The organism is Enterobacter sp. 18A13, assembly GCF_007035975.1.
Taxonomy (GTDB): domain Bacteria; phylum Pseudomonadota; class Gammaproteobacteria; order Enterobacterales; family Enterobacteriaceae; genus Enterobacter; species Enterobacter vonholyi.
The window spans coordinates 4,596,367-4,611,438 of the sequence record NZ_AP019634.1; the positions used below are offsets into that span (position 1 = coordinate 4,596,367).

Here is a 15,072-nt window from a genome sequence, read left to right on the forward strand (position 1 = left end):
TTATGGGTAAAGGATGCCACAGAAGGATGAAAACATCAGTTATTAGCGCCTGATACAGGAAAAGATTTTGCGATCGTGAGGATCGCTCGCAAAATTCAAACTGTGGATAAGTTTGTGCATATTTTCACTTCATATGAATAACAGACACAAAATACACATATGAGTTATTTTTTAGATCTTAATTATCATGCTGTTATGGCATTAGATCTTATCTATATGGCCAACTGATGGCAATTTAGTCTATGTGGATATAAGCCTTGATAAGCGCGGAATCACAGTGAAATCGTCTACGACAGGGTAAAAGCGGCCAAATCATCACATGAAAGCGCCATTAATTTGTCCGTTTTCTGGTAAAATCAGCGCCCAGCGTCGAATAGCCGGCCGCTAACTTACAGCTAACTACCTGAAAAAGCTCATCATGTCGAGATTGCTCGCTGCAATAACATTACTGTTAAGCATCATTTTAACTATTCTGGTAACTGTCGCATGTTCTGTGCCGATCATCGTAGCCGGGATCATTAAACTGCTGCTGCCTGTCCCCATGGTGTGGCGAGCCGTGTCCGCATTTTGTAATTTCATGATGTACTGCTGGTGCGAAGGGCTGGCGATCCTGCTGTGCCTGAACCCACATCTGAAGTGGGATATCAAAGGACTGGAGAGTCTTAACAAGAAGAACTGGTACCTGCTGATCTGCAATCACCACAGCTGGGCGGACATCGTGGTGTTATGCGTGCTTTTTCGCAAACACATCCCGATGAACAAATACTTTCTGAAACAGCAGCTCGCCTGGGTACCTTTTATTGGGCTGGCCTGCTGGGCGCTAGATATGCCCTTTATGAAACGCTATTCGCGCAGCTATTTGATTCGTCATCCCGAGCGTCGCGGCAAAGATGTGGAGACCACGCGCCGTTCCTGCGAAAAGTTTCGCGCGCATCCAACGACTATCGTGAACTTTGTTGAAGGTTCCCGGTTTACGGAAGAGAAGCGCCAGCAAACTCGCTCTCCTTATCAGCATCTGTTGCCGCCAAAGGCTGCGGGGATTGCGATGGCGCTTAACGTGCTGGGAGCACAGTTCGATAAACTTCTTAACGTCACGCTCTGCTATCCGGAAAACGACAGGACGCCATTCTTCGATATGCTCAGCGGCAAACTGACGCGCATTGTCGTGCATGTCGACCTGGTTCCGATTGACGCTGAACTGCACGGTGATTACGTAAACGATAAGAACTTCAAACGTCGTTTCCAACAGTGGCTTAATACGCTTTGGAAAGAGAAAGACGAACAGATAGGCAAGATTAAATCTTCATACAAAAACGCCGGTCAGTGACCGGCGTTTTTACATCAGTGAAATTACTTCTTCTCAACCAGGTATTTCACGGTATCAGCATACTGCTGTACGAAGATATCCATGCTGCTGGTGTCCATGCCCTGCATGTTCAGCTGATATTTGCCGTTAACAAACATCGCCGGAACGCCCTGAAGCTGGAGGTCAGCAGCCGCTTTTTCCTGCTGGGCAACCAGTGATTTCACCACGAAGCTGTTCCACGCGGCATCATACTCTTCACCTTTCACGCCGGCATCAACGAACACTTTACGGATATCCGCAGTGGTCTGAACGGTCTGTGTTTTCTGTACGGCTTCAAACATTGGCGAAGTGATCTTATCTTCCACGCCCAGTGCCATCGCCACCGCCCATGCCTGAGTCAGGTCTTTACCCAATGGGCCCAGGAACTCGACGTGGTACTTGGTCATTTTTGTGCCTTCCGGCAGCTTTTTCTTCACGTTGTCAGAAACATGCAGCACCTGCTCGAACTGATAGCAGTGTGGGCAATAGAACGAGAAGAACTCCAGAACCTGTGGCTCGCCAGCGACCGGCTTGTCCAGCGTGATGTACTGTTTGCCGTCGGTAAACTGCGCAGCAGAAGCGCTAAATGCCAGAATCATACCTGCCAGCGCCAGCCAAATTTTTTTCATGATTAACTCTCTCCTGGGTGTGTCCATTAATACATCGGCGTTAATTGCAGAGGGGGCTCCTGAAGAACCTTAACCTGCTCAGTAAATGTAGATATCTGGCTACGCCAGTAATCCTCTCCGGTAAGCCACGGGAAATTGCGAGGAAATGCCGGATCGTCCCAACGCCTGATTAACCATGCGAGATAATAAACAAAACGCATCGCACGTAAAGGCTCAATCAGGGCAATTTCGTCTGAATTAAACGGGCTAAATTCTTCATAAGCTTCAATAATGGTTTCAAGCTGCATGCGCTGCTCGGCTTTATCGCCATTGAGCAGCATCCACAGGTCCTGAACCGCTGCCCCCATGCGCGCATCGTCGAGATCGACAAAGAGCGGGCCGTCACGCCAGAGAATATTCCCGGCGTGACAATCGCCATGCAGGCGCAGGACGGAAATATCATCGCGCCAGCAGGTTTTCACTGCAGCAACAAGCTTATCGGTGGCGTTGAGGAAATCATCCTTTAGCGCTGCGGGGATCATTGCAGACGTTTCGAATACTTTGTGCGGTTCAAGAAGGTATTCCTGAATCCCGATAGTCGGGCGGGCAATAAAGGCTTTTTTGCGTCCCGTCTGGTGTATACGCCCAAGATAGCGGGCAACCCACTCCATCTGATCGATATTATCCGCTTCAAACTGGCGCCCCCCCAGGCTCGGGAATACAGCGTAGTAAAACCCTTCGTGCGTGAGGAGCGTTTGGTTATTGAATTTCAGCGGTGCGGCAACGGGAACATCGTCATCCAGCAGATCGTGAGCAAACTGATGCTCTTCCTGAATTTGTTCTGCGGACCAGCGTTCAGGACGATAGAATTTTACGACGTAGCGCTGACGATCCTCGTCCTGAAATTGATAGACGCGGTTTTCGTAGCTGTTTAAAGGTGTTAGCCCGGAATCCACCCGAATACCCTGTTCAAACAGGGCATCCATAATGGTGTCCGGGTGTAATGTCTGGAAAGTAAAAGCCTGGTCGTTCATCCGATCATCCGGAAATTATACGAATGATTCAGGATATCATCTTGTGGCGATTTCGGTGCCGCCGCTTACAAGCTTTTACTCTTTAATTACGCCTCGTGCGCGCAATAATGCGGTCTTAAAATCTTCCTCATAATCTTTCTGAATACCAGGAATAACAGCATCTTTGGCAGAGTCGCGCATTTTAAGGTGGTAGATCAGGATGTCGTCAGAAAGGTCAGCCAGATCGCCGTCAAAACCTGACTCTTTCGCCAGTTTCTGTAAAAATTGCATCAGATTTAGCTCTGGCTCTTTTTGCCAGGCGGGCTGTAGGAGTTCAATAACTTCATTCAGACGTTTACATTTCATGGTGGTGCTCCTTTCATTTAGAGTGACACGTTAGCAGGGTCAATCCCACAATAAAAGAGGCGATATTCGTGAATCTTAGCCAGGAAATCATCGGGGTCGTTCTGGCAGGCGGCAGAGCAACGCGAATGGGCGGAAAAGATAAGGGGCTTCAGCTTCTTAATGGAAAACCCTTATGGCAGCATGTCGCCGATACGCTCTCAGGCCAGGTGTCGACAATGGCCATCAGCGCTAACCGGCATATCGACACTTACCGAAGCAGCGGGTACGCCGTCTACCAGGATATCGTTGAGGATTACCCAGGACCGCTGGCCGGTATGCTTTCGGTCATACAACAGTCTCAAGGAGAGTGGTTTATCTTCTGCCCCTGCGATACCCCGTTTATTCCGTCCTGTCTTGCCGAGCGTTTATTACAGCTTCGCAGTACAGCTCCAGTGGTTTGGGTACATGACGGCGAGCGTGACCATCCTGCTATCGCATTAATGCACAGATCGCTAGCTCCTGCTCTGCAGAGCTATCTGGCTGGGGGAGAGCGCAGGGTAATGGTCTTCATGCGTGAGTCTGGCGGCCATTCCGTTGATTTTAGCGATGTGAAATCAGCGTTTGTGAATGTGAATACGCATGAAGATTTGCAGATGATGCAGGAGAAAAAATGATACCTGTTGTAGCCATATCCGCCTGGAGTGGAACCGGGAAAACCACGCTGCTGAAAAAGCTCATTCCTGCGCTGTGTACCAGAGGTATCCGTCCAGGATTGATTAAGCATACCCACCATAATATGGATGTCGATAAACCGGGAAAAGACAGCTTTGAGCTGCGTAAAGCGGGTGCAGCGCAAACGATGGTGGCAAGTTCTCAACGCTGGGCGTTAATGACAGAAACGCCGGACGAGGCGCCGCTGGATCTCGCTTATCTTGTCAGTCGGATGGATCACTCCACCCTGGATCTGGTGCTGATTGAGGGATTTAAGCATGAGGCCGTGCCTAAGATCCTGCTATTCAGAAGCGATGCCGGGCATGATTTTAGTGAGTTAACGCTGGATGAGCATGTGATTGCGGTGGCAAGTGATGTTGTATTGCCACTTGAAGTTCCGGTACTGGATTTAAATGATGTGGATGGGATTGCGGAGTTTATTATGGAGTGGAGTGCGATCTGACTTGCCGGGTGGCGGCTTTGCCTTGCCCGGCCTACAAAATTCGGTGGTTCCGAAACGCAAAAAGGCCATCCTTTCGGATGGCCTCTTCACTTGTTTGATGCCTGGCAGTTCCCTACTCTCACATGGGGAGACCCCACACTACCATCGGCGCTACGGCGTTTCACTTCTGAGTTCGGCATGGGGTCAGGTGGGACCACCGCGCTAAAGCCGCCAGGCAAATTCTGTTAAATCTGTATCAGGCTGAAATTTGATTGTTCTGTCTCTTCGCCAAAACATCTTCGGCGTTGTAAGGTTAAGCCTCACGGTTCATTAGTATCGGTTAGCTCAACGCATCGCTGCGCTTACACACCCGACCTATCAACGTCGTCGTCTTCAACGTTCCTTCAGGACCCTTAAAGGGTCAGGGAGAACTCATCTCGGGGCAAGTTTCGTGCTTAGATGCTTTCAGCACTTATCTTTTCCGCATTTAGCTACCGGGCAGTGCCATTGGCATGACAACCCGAACACCAGTGATGCGTCCACTCCGGTCCTCTCGTACTAGGAGCAGCCCCCCTCAATTCTCCAGCGCCCACGGCAGATAGGGACCGAACTGTCTCACGACGTTCTAAACCCAGCTCGCGTACCACTTTAAATGGCGAACAGCCATACCCTTGGGACCTACTTCAGCCCCAGGATGTGATGAGCCGACATCGAGGTGCCAAACACCGCCGTCGATATGAACTCTTGGGCGGTATCAGCCTGTTATCCCCGGAGTACCTTTTATCCGTTGAGCGATGGCCCTTCCATTCAGAACCACCGGATCACTATGACCTGCTTTCGCACCTGCTCGAGCCGTCACTCTCGCAGTCAAGCTAGCTTATGCCATTGCACTAACCTCCTGATGTCCGACCAGGATTAGCTAACCTTCGTGCTCCTCCGTTACTCTTTGGGAGGAGACCGCCCCAGTCAAACTACCCACCAGACACTGTCCGCAACCCGGATCACGGGTCTACGTTAGAACACCAGCCATTAAAGGGTGGTATTTCAAGGACGGCTCCACGCAGACTGGCGTCCACGCTTCAAAGCCTCCCACCTATCCTACACATCAAGGACCAGTGTTCAGTGTCAAGCTATAGTAAAGGTTCACGGGGTCTTTCCGTCTTGCCGCGGGTACACTGCATCTTCACAGCGAGTTCAATTTCACTGAGTCTCGGGTGGAGACAGCCTGGCCATCATTACGCCATTCGTGCAGGTCGGAACTTACCCGACAAGGAATTTCGCTACCTTAGGACCGTTATAGTTACGGCCGCCGTTTACCGGGGCTTCGATCAAGAGCTTCGCGTTGCCGCTAACCCCATCAATTAACCTTCCGGCACCGGGCAGGCGTCACACCGTATACGTCCACTTTCGTGTTTGCACAGTGCTGTGTTTTTAATAAACAGTTGCAGCCAGCTGGTATCTTCGACTGATTTCAGCTCCACCCGCAGGGGCTTCACCTACATATCAGCGTGCCTTCTCCCGAAGTTACGGCACCATTTTGCCTAGTTCCTTCACCCGAGTTCTCTCAAGCGCCTTGGTATTCTCTACCTGACCACCTGTGTCGGTTTGGGGTACGATTTGATGTTACCTGATGCTTAGAGGCTTTTCCTGGAAGCAGGGCATTTGTTACTTCAGCACCGTAGTGCCTCGTCATCACACCTCAGCGTTAAAAGGTACCGGATTTACCTGGAACCTCCGCCTACATGCTTAAACCGGGACAACCGTCGCCCGGCTAACATAGCCTTCTCCGTCCCCCCTTCGCAGTAACACCAAGTACAGGAATATTAACCTGTTTCCCATCGACTACGCCTTTCGGCCTCGCCTTAGGGGTCGACTCACCCTGCCCCGATTAACGTTGGACAGGAACCCTTGGTCTTCCGGCGAGCGGGCTTTTCACCCGCTTTATCGTTACTTATGTCAGCATTCGCACTTCTGATACCTCCAGCAACCCTCACAGGCCACCTTCAACGGCTTACAGAACGCTCCCCTACCCAACAACGCATAAGCGTCGCTGCCGCAGCTTCGGTGCATGGTTTAGCCCCGTTACATCTTCCGCGCAGGCCGACTCGACCAGTGAGCTATTACGCTTTCTTTAAATGATGGCTGCTTCTAAGCCAACATCCTGGCTGTCTGTGCCTTCCCACATCGTTTCCCACTTAACCATGACTTTGGGACCTTAGCTGGCGGTCTGGGTTGTTTCCCTCTTCACGACGGACGTTAGCACCCGCCGTGTGTCTCCCGTGATAACATTCTTCGGTATTCGTAGTTTGCATCGGGTTGGTAAGCCGGGATGGCCCCCTAGCCGAAACAGTGCTCTACCCCCGAAGATGAGTTCACGAGGCGCTACCTAAATAGCTTTCGGGGAGAACCAGCTATCTCCCGGTTTGATTGGCCTTTCACCCCCAGCCACAAGTCATCCGCTAATTTTTCAACATTAGTCGGTTCGGTCCTCCAGTTAGTGTTACCCAACCTTCAACCTGCCCATGGCTAGATCACCGGGTTTCGGGTCTATACCCTGCAACTTAACGCCCAGTTAAGACTCGGTTTCCCTTCGGCTCCCCTATACGGTTAACCTTGCTACAGAATATAAGTCGCTGACCCATTATACAAAAGGTACGCAGTCACACCACGAAGGTGCTCCCACTGCTTGTACGTACACGGTTTCAGGTTCTTTTTCACTCCCCTCGCCGGGGTTCTTTTCGCCTTTCCCTCACGGTACTGGTTCACTATCGGTCAGTCAGGAGTATTTAGCCTTGGAGGATGGTCCCCCCATATTCAGACAGGATACCACGTGTCCCGCCCTACTCTTCGAGTTCACAGCCTGTGTGCTTTCGTGTACGGGACTGTCACCCTGTACCGTGCGACTTTCCAGACGCTTCCACTAACACACAAGCTGATTCAGACTCTGGGCTGCTCCCCGTTCGCTCGCCGCTACTGGGGGAATCTCGGTTGATTTCTTTTCCTCGGGGTACTTAGATGTTTCAGTTCCCCCGGTTCGCCTCGTTAACCTATGTATTCAGTTAACGATAGTGCAACGAATTGCACTGGGTTTCCCCATTCGGACATCGCCGGGTCAAAGGTTCATATCACCTCGCCGGCGCTTTTCGCAGATTAGCACGTCCTTCATCGCCTCTGACTGCCAGGGCATCCACCGTGTACGCTTAGTCGCTTAACCTCACAACCCGAAGATGTTTCACTTCTGATTGCGAAAATTTGAGAGACTCGAACACACCATTAAAGATGTGTCGTTTCAATTTTCAGCTTGATCCAGATTTTTAAAGAGCAAATATCTCAAACGTGACTCGTAAGTCAGTTTTGAGATATGACGGCAGGTGACTTTCACTCACGAACCAGCAAGTGGCGTCCCCTAGGGGATTCGAACCCCTGTTACCGCCGTGAAAGGGCGGTGTCCTGGGCCTCTAGACGAAGGGGACACTGAAGTCTCAATCGCAAGACGCCTTGCTATTTACTTTTCATCAGACAATCTGTGTGAGCACTACAAAGGCAGGTTCTTTAAGGTAAGGAGGTGATCCAACCGCAGGTTCCCCTACGGTTACCTTGTTACGACTTCACCCCAGTCATGAATCACAAAGTGGTAAGCGCCCTCCCGAAGGTTAAGCTACCTACTTCTTTTGCAACCCACTCCCATGGTGTGACGGGCGGTGTGTACAAGGCCCGGGAACGTATTCACCGTAGCATTCTGATCTACGATTACTAGCGATTCCGACTTCATGGAGTCGAGTTGCAGACTCCAATCCGGACTACGACGCACTTTATGAGGTCCGCTTGCTCTCGCGAGGTCGCTTCTCTTTGTATGCGCCATTGTAGCACGTGTGTAGCCCTACTCGTAAGGGCCATGATGACTTGACGTCATCCCCACCTTCCTCCAGTTTATCACTGGCAGTCTCCTTTGAGTTCCCGGCCTAACCGCTGGCAACAAAGGATAAGGGTTGCGCTCGTTGCGGGACTTAACCCAACATTTCACAACACGAGCTGACGACAGCCATGCAGCACCTGTCTCAGAGTTCCCGAAGGCACCAATCCATCTCTGGAAAGTTCTCTGGATGTCAAGAGTAGGTAAGGTTCTTCGCGTTGCATCGAATTAAACCACATGCTCCACCGCTTGTGCGGGCCCCCGTCAATTCATTTGAGTTTTAACCTTGCGGCCGTACTCCCCAGGCGGTCGACTTAACGCGTTAGCTCCGGAAGCCACGCCTCAAGGGCACAACCTCCAAGTCGACATCGTTTACGGCGTGGACTACCAGGGTATCTAATCCTGTTTGCTCCCCACGCTTTCGCACCTGAGCGTCAGTCTTTGTCCAGGGGGCCGCCTTCGCCACCGGTATTCCTCCAGATCTCTACGCATTTCACCGCTACACCTGGAATTCTACCCCCCTCTACAAGACTCTAGCCTGCCAGTTTCGAATGCAGTTCCCAGGTTGAGCCCGGGGATTTCACATCCGACTTGACAGACCGCCTGCGTGCGCTTTACGCCCAGTAATTCCGATTAACGCTTGCACCCTCCGTATTACCGCGGCTGCTGGCACGGAGTTAGCCGGTGCTTCTTCTGCGGGTAACGTCAATTGCTGAGGTTATTAACCTCAACACCTTCCTCCCCGCTGAAAGTACTTTACAACCCGAAGGCCTTCTTCATACACGCGGCATGGCTGCATCAGGCTTGCGCCCATTGTGCAATATTCCCCACTGCTGCCTCCCGTAGGAGTCTGGACCGTGTCTCAGTTCCAGTGTGGCTGGTCATCCTCTCAGACCAGCTAGGGATCGTCGCCTAGGTGAGCCGTTACCCCACCTACTAGCTAATCCCATCTGGGCACATCTGATGGCAAGAGGCCCGAAGGTCCCCCTCTTTGGTCTTGCGACGTTATGCGGTATTAGCTACCGTTTCCAGTAGTTATCCCCCTCCATCAGGCAGTTTCCCAGACATTACTCACCCGTCCGCCGCTCGCCGGCAAAGTAGCAAGCTACTTTCCGCTGCCGCTCGACTTGCATGTGTTAGGCCTGCCGCCAGCGTTCAATCTGAGCCATGATCAAACTCTTCAATTTAAGTTTGATGCTCGTGAATTAAACTTCGTAATGAATTACGCATGTTCACTCAGAGACTTGGTATTCATTTATTGTCCGAAGACATTAAGAATCCATGTCACTTTGAGTGCCCACACAGATTGTCTGATAAATTGTTAAAGAGCAGTACCGCTTCGCTTTTCGCAGCGGCGCGGGGTGTGCATATTACGCCTTCCCGCTTCAGAGTCAAGCGTTTATTTACACTATTCTCTGCTGACCCGGCGGCGTGTGTGCCGTTGCTCCGTGTCAGTGGAGGCGCATTATAGGGAGTTATTCCGACGTGACAAGAGGAAATTTAAAAAAAGTTTTTATCCGCGTTTTTTTTCACCACCCGAGGTGAAATCAAGCTACAAATTGTTCTATTTGATGTATCTGCAACCACAATCACATTCGAGGTGGCATAATTATCAGCATGTATCTTTAAGGAATAAAAGCGATGCCATTAAGCGCACAACAGCTGGCCGCCCAAAAAAACCTGTCGTACGTGCTGGCAGAAAAGCTGGCGCAGCGGATTTTAGCGGGTAAATATGCCCCCGGTAGCATCCTGCCGGGTGAAATGGAGCTGGGTGAGCAGTTTGGGGTGAGTCGTACCGCCGTGCGCGAGGCGGTGAAAACCCTGACGGCAAAAGGTATGGTGCTTCCACGTCCTCGCATTGGCACACGCGTAATGCCACAGAGTAACTGGAATTTTCTCGATCAGGAGCTGCTCTCCTGGTGGATGACGGAAGATAACTTTCATCAGGTCGTCGATCACTTTCTGGTGATGCGCAGCAGCCTTGAACCTCAGGCATGTCTGCTTGCCGCTACGCTGGGAACAGCAGAGCAGAAAGCGCAGCTTAACGCGTTGATGGAAGAGATGGTGTTCCTGAAAAAACACTTCAACCGCGAACGCTGGGTTGAGGTCGATATGGCCTGGCATGAACACATCTATATGATGAGCGCCAATCCGTTCCTTACCTCTTTTGCCTCTTTATTTCATTCGGTGTATCACACCTACTTTACCTCTATTACACAAAACGAAGTGGTAAAACTGGATTTGCATCAGGCGATAGTGGATGCCATCCAGGAAAGCGACGGGCAACGAGCCCTGAGTGCGTGCCAGGCATTGCTGGCCGCGCCAACCTACCAGCAGGTAAATAAATGATAAAGAAAAAAGCGCGCAGCATGGCCGGATTGCCGTGGATTGCAGCCATGGCGTTTTTTATGCAGGCACTGGATGCCACCATCCTCAACACCGCGCTTCCCGCTATTGCGCAAAGCCTCAACCGTTCCCCACTGGCGATGCAGTCAGCCATCATCAGCTACACCCTGACGGTGGCAATGTTAATACCGGTCAGCGGCTGGCTGGCCGACCGCTTTGGCACCCGCAGAGTTTTCATGCTGGCCGTAACGCTCTTTACGCTCGGTTCGCTGGCCTGTGCGCTCTCCTCATCATTAACAGAGCTGGTTATCTTCCGCGTATTGCAGGGCATCGGCGGCGCGATGATGATGCCCGTGGCGCGCCTTGCCCTACTGCGAGCCTACCCGCGCAGCGAATTACTTCCCGTGCTCAACTTCGTTACCATGCCAGGCCTTGTTGGCCCGATACTTGGACCGGTACTCGGTGGCGTGTTTGTCACCTGGGCAAGCTGGCACTGGATCTTCCTGATTAATATCCCAATTGGCGTTGCGGGGCTGCTGTATGCCCGCAAATATATGCCGAACTTCACCACGCCAAGGCGCAGCTTCGACATGGGCGGCTTTTTCCTGTTCGGCCTGAGCCTGGTATTATTCTCCAGCGGGATGGAGCTGTTTGGCGAGAAGATCGTCGCAACGTGGATAGCGCTCTCCGTTATCCTGGGCGGTATTCTGTTATTTCTTCTTTATATACGTCACGCGCGCCGCCACCCGACACCGTTAATCTCCCTGGGGCTCTTTAATACCCGAACCTTTTCCGTAGGGATTGCAGGCAACATTGCGTCTCGTCTGGGGACGGGTTGTGTGCCGTTCCTGATGCCATTGATGCTGCAGGTGGGTTTCGGCTACCCGGCCCTGATTGCTGGCTGCATGATGGCGCCCACGGCAATGGGCTCGATTCTGGCAAAATCAACCGTTACGCAGGTGCTGCGCTGGTTTGGCTATCGTAAGACGCTGGTTGGCGTGACGGTCTTTATCGGTTTGATGATTGCGCAGTTTTCGCTGCAGTCCGCCGCGTTACCCGTCTGGATGCTGATCCTGCCGCTGTTTGTGTTGGGCATGGCGATGTCGACGCAGTTCACATCGATGAACACCATCACCCTCGCCGACCTGACTGACGAGAACGCCAGTAGCGGCAACAGCGTGCTGGCGGTAACGCAACAGCTGTCGATCAGTTTAGGGGTTGCCGTGAGTGCAGCGGTGCTGAGGTTTTATGAGGGTTTTGACAACGCAAATACCGTTGAGCAGTTCCACTATACCTTTATTACCATGGGCGCACTTACCGTGGTATCGGCGCTGGTCTTTATGCTGTTAAAACCGAAAGACGGCAGAAACCTGATTAAAGAGCGTCATAAAGAGAAAGCTAAACCGAACCGCGTTCCATCAGAACAGGAGTAAGCTGCAGGCGTTGTTGCTGCAGCGTGGGCTGCGCCATACGGTGGATCAACACATCTATGGCCAGCTCTCCCAGTTCATCCTTCGGCTGATGAATAGTAGTCAGCGGCGGCGTCATGTAGCGGGCAAGTTCAATATCATCGTAGCCAATCACCGCCATATCGTCCGGCACGCGTAGCCCCGCCTGGTACAACGCCTGATAGGCACCAAACGCCATCGCATCATTACCAATAAAGACCGCCTGCGGGCGCTGCGCTTGCGTCAGCAGTTTCTGCATTGCCTCGAAGCCACCGTTAAATTCGAAATCACCAGTGATCCGGTAGCCATCAGGAATGGCGAGCCCTGCTCGATCCATGGCGGAGAGATACCCTTCCAGACGCAAACGCGCCGGGGTTTTATCCAGCGGACCGGTAATACAGGCGATGCGGGTATAGCCTTTATCAATCAGATACTGAGTCGCCATATCACCACCCAGCAGGGAGTTATCCTGAATGAGATCGCTGGTTCCGTCGAATGGGGCCCAGTCCATCATCACGGTGGGAATAGAAGGATAGCGCTGGATGATCTCTTTCGAGGGCTGGTGCGTTTCGGTGCAGAGCAACAGTAGCCCGTCGACGCGTTTTTGCATCAGCGTCTCCAGGTTACGATTCATGCGCTGCTCGTCACCTTCGGTGTTACACAGCACCAGGCTGTAGCCGCGCTCGAAGCAGCTGCGCTCCACGCCGCGAACCAGTTCTGAATAAAAGGGGTTGGTACTTGCGGTGATCAGCATACCGATGGTGCGCGTCTGATTGAGCTTAAGGCTGCGCGCCAGCGCAGACGGCGCATAGTTGAGTTCTTTTACCGCAGCTTCGACTTTTTCCCGAATCGCCTCGCTGACGAAGCGATCTTTATTAATGACGTGGGATACCGTCGAGGTAGAAACGCCCGCCATACGGGCGACATCTTTCATTGTAGCCAAGCGTTACCCCTGCTGACTTAAGAATTCATCGATCTCTTTACGCCACGGAACGGAAGGCTGGGCGCCCTTGCGCGTCACCGCAATCGCGGCAGCGGCGTGAGCGAAGCGAATAGCGTCATCCATTTTCTTGCCTTCCAGCAGCGCGGTCACCAGTGCACCATTGAAGGTGTCTCCCGCTGCAATGGTATCAATCGCTTTGACCTTAAAGCCCGGCACGCGACGGCCTTCGCCATTGACGCTTGCCCACACCCCACGGCTGCCAAGGGTGATAATTACGGTGCCGATGCCCTTATCATGCAGTGCACGCGCGGCTCGTGCGGCATCGTCATCATTTTCTACGCGAATGCCCGTCAGCTTTTCGGCTTCGGTTTCGTTCGGCGTAATGATGTCCACCAGCGCCAGCAGCTCGTCTGATAATACACGTGCTGGGGCCGGGTTCAGTACAACAGTGGTATGATTTTCATGCGCAATTTTTGCGGCGGCCAGCACGCTTTCAACCGGTGATTCCAGCTGCATGAGCAGGGCTTCCGCTCCGGCGATGCTTGCATGTTGCGCTTCTACGCGCTCCGTCGTCAGCGCAGCGTTAGCCCCAGCATGAATACCGATGACATTCTCACCTTCAGCGTTGACGAAAATCAGCGCCACGCCGGTAGATTCCTCTGCAACAACGCTGACCGGTGCGATATCAATGTTGTCGCTCGCGAGCTGCTTGCGTACACGCTCACCGGTATCGTCATCACCCGTGCAGGCGATAAACGCAATATTCGCCCCACTGCGACCCGCGGCCACGGCCTGGTTGGCACCTTTACCGCCAAATGCCACCTGATACTGATTACCCGTGACGGTTTCGCCCGGTGCAGGGAACGATTCAAGGTTAAGAATGTGATCGGCATTGATACTGCCAAGGACGACGAGGTTGCCTGCGGTTTTCATGGTTGGGTTGTCCATCTGAGAGCGCCACCGGTGTTACCCGGTGGCGTATGCCACACTTTTCTTTTATTGGTGTCCCTCAGGCAGCCAGCGACTGCCTGATTCGCCTTTTACTGCTTGATGACCAGCTTCAGGTCAACCGGGTATTTAGCCTGAACTTTTTCGCCCTTCAGCACTTTGTCGGCAGTTTCAACGCCAGTGGCGCCAATCTGCTCAGGCAGCTGAGCGATGGTCGCAGCCAGTTTGCCATCGTTTACTGCTTTTTCACCATCCGGCGTGCCGTCAAATCCGACAACCATCACATCAGATTTACCTGCAGTCTGCAGAGCACGCAGCGCACCGAGCGCCATTTCGTCGTTCTGCGCGAAGACCGCCTGCACATCAGGGTGTGCGGTCAGCAGGTTCTGCATGACGTTCAGACCTTTGGTACGATCGAAGTCTGCTGGCTGGCTCGCCAGCACGTTGAATTTGTGTGCGGCCACAGCCTGCTGGAAGCCTTCGCCACGCTCGCGGGCGGCAGACGTACCGGCAATCCCCTGCAGTTCGATAACTTTCGCGCCTTCGCCAGCTTTCTTCGCGATGTAATCACCCGCGATTTTGCCGCCCAGCACGTTATCAGACGCAATGTGGCTCACCACGTCGCCTTTGGTTGCCTGACGGTCCAGGGTGATCACCGGAATTTTCGCCTGGTTTGCCATCTTCACGGCGTTGCCTACGGCGTCAGAGTCGGTTGGGTTGATCAGCAGAATTTTGGTGCCACGAACGGTTAAGTCCTGAACGTTAGCCAGCTCTTTCGCCGGGTTGTTCTGTGAATCCAGCACCACCAGGTTGTAGCCCAGCTTGTCCGCTTCTTTCTGCGCACCGTCCTTCAGGGAGACGAAGAACGGGTTGTTCAGGGTTGAGACAACCAGCGCGATGGTATCTTTCGCCATGGCGTTAGCACTTACGGTTGCGCTCAGCGCGACAGCAGAAACCAGGGTAGCCAGTTTTTTCATGTTCATATCTAAGATGTCCTGTAGTGTCGTCAG

Annotated in this window: 11 protein-coding genes, 1 tRNA gene and 3 rRNA genes; 5 read left to right on the forward strand and 10 right to left on the reverse strand. The window is 52.5% G+C overall.

What is annotated here, in order from left to right:
• Window positions 1-418: 418 nt before the first annotated feature.
• Window positions 419-1,327 carry a 1-acylglycerol-3-phosphate O-acyltransferase, YihG family gene (gene yihG, locus FOY93_RS22210; protein WP_133295371.1) on the forward strand — a complete coding sequence of 303 codons (909 nt, stop codon included), beginning with the start codon at window positions 419-421 and terminating at the stop codon, window positions 1,325-1,327.
• Window positions 1,328-1,350: 23 nt separating this feature from the next.
• Here yihG and dsbA read toward each other — a convergent pair whose 3' ends face one another.
• The 3 genes from dsbA to FOY93_RS22225 all read right to left on the reverse strand — a co-directional run bounded on the left by dsbA (window position 1,351) and on the right by FOY93_RS22225 (window position 3,332).
• A complete protein-coding gene (dsbA, locus tag FOY93_RS22215; protein ID WP_045285687.1) occupies window positions 1,351-1,974 on the reverse strand; it encodes a thiol:disulfide interchange protein DsbA in 624 nt (207 codons plus the stop codon).
• Window positions 1,975-2,000: 26 nt separating this feature from the next.
• Entirely contained in the window at window positions 2,001-2,987 is a 987-nt protein-coding gene (locus FOY93_RS22220; RefSeq protein ID WP_143345686.1) for a serine/threonine protein kinase, read from the reverse strand.
• Between the two features lie 75 nt (window positions 2,988-3,062).
• Window positions 3,063-3,332: a YihD family protein gene (locus FOY93_RS22225; protein WP_008501866.1), complete on the reverse strand. Its 270-nt coding sequence runs from the start codon at window positions 3,330-3,332 to the stop codon at window positions 3,063-3,065.
• Window positions 3,333-3,400: 68 nt separating this feature from the next.
• Between FOY93_RS22225 and mobA the strand changes: the two genes are divergently transcribed.
• Together mobA and mobB are read left to right on the forward strand one after the other, a co-directional pair.
• Window positions 3,401-3,985 (forward strand): molybdenum cofactor guanylyltransferase MobA, encoded by a 585-nt coding sequence (gene mobA, locus FOY93_RS22230; protein ID WP_115876963.1) that lies wholly within the window; start codon window positions 3,401-3,403, stop codon window positions 3,983-3,985.
• Window positions 3,982-4,485 (forward strand): molybdopterin-guanine dinucleotide biosynthesis protein MobB, encoded by a 504-nt coding sequence (mobB, locus tag FOY93_RS22235; protein ID WP_127732679.1) that lies wholly within the window; start codon window positions 3,982-3,984, stop codon window positions 4,483-4,485. Before mobA ends, mobB begins: the two co-directional genes overlap by 4 nt.
• 99 nt (window positions 4,486-4,584) lie before the next feature.
• On the opposite strand, the gene rrf is transcribed toward mobB, so the two are convergent.
• The 4 genes from rrf to FOY93_RS22255 all read right to left on the reverse strand — a co-directional run bounded on the left by rrf (window position 4,585) and on the right by FOY93_RS22255 (window position 9,564).
• Window positions 4,585-4,700: ribosomal RNA gene (gene rrf, locus FOY93_RS22240) — 5S ribosomal RNA — on the reverse strand.
• Window positions 4,701-4,773: 73 nt separating this feature from the next.
• Window positions 4,774-7,678: ribosomal RNA gene (locus FOY93_RS22245) — 23S ribosomal RNA — on the reverse strand.
• A 183-nt stretch (window positions 7,679-7,861) separates the two neighbouring features.
• Window positions 7,862-7,937, reverse strand: a tRNA-Glu gene (locus tag FOY93_RS22250).
• An 85-nt stretch (window positions 7,938-8,022) separates the two neighbouring features.
• Window positions 8,023-9,564, reverse strand: a 16S ribosomal RNA gene (locus FOY93_RS22255).
• Together the 16S, 23S and 5S rRNA genes with 1 tRNA gene alongside form the textbook arrangement of a ribosomal RNA operon.
• 454 nt (window positions 9,565-10,018) lie before the next feature.
• On the opposite strand from FOY93_RS22255, the gene FOY93_RS22260 reads away from it, so the two are divergent.
• The gene (locus FOY93_RS22260; RefSeq protein ID WP_143345687.1) at window positions 10,019-10,726 is read left to right on the forward strand and encodes a FadR/GntR family transcriptional regulator; all 708 of its coding nucleotides are present in this window, start codon (window positions 10,019-10,021) and stop codon (window positions 10,724-10,726) included.
• Window positions 10,723-12,156, forward strand: a complete 1,434-nt coding sequence (gene mdtD, locus FOY93_RS22265; RefSeq protein ID WP_143345688.1) for a multidrug transporter subunit MdtD — start codon at window positions 10,723-10,725, stop codon at window positions 12,154-12,156. Before FOY93_RS22260 ends, mdtD begins: the two co-directional genes overlap by 4 nt.
• On the opposite strand, the gene rbsR is transcribed toward mdtD, so the two are convergent.
• From rbsR to rbsB, 3 genes are all read right to left on the reverse strand, one after another.
• The gene (gene rbsR, locus FOY93_RS22270; protein ID WP_111964226.1) at window positions 12,122-13,114 is read right to left on the reverse strand and encodes a ribose operon transcriptional repressor RbsR; all 993 of its coding nucleotides are present in this window, start codon (window positions 13,112-13,114) and stop codon (window positions 12,122-12,124) included. The two genes, mdtD and rbsR, sit on opposite strands and share 35 nt — an antisense overlap.
• Window positions 13,115-13,117: 3 nt before the next feature.
• On the reverse strand, window positions 13,118-14,047 hold the full coding sequence (rbsK, locus tag FOY93_RS22275; protein WP_133295482.1) for a ribokinase: 930 nt from the start codon (window positions 14,045-14,047) through the stop codon (window positions 13,118-13,120).
• Between the two features lie 107 nt (window positions 14,048-14,154).
• The gene (gene rbsB / locus FOY93_RS22280) at window positions 14,155-15,045 is read right to left on the reverse strand and encodes a ribose ABC transporter substrate-binding protein RbsB (RefSeq protein WP_008503498.1); all 891 of its coding nucleotides are present in this window, start codon (window positions 15,043-15,045) and stop codon (window positions 14,155-14,157) included.
• Window positions 15,046-15,072 lie beyond the last annotated feature (27 nt).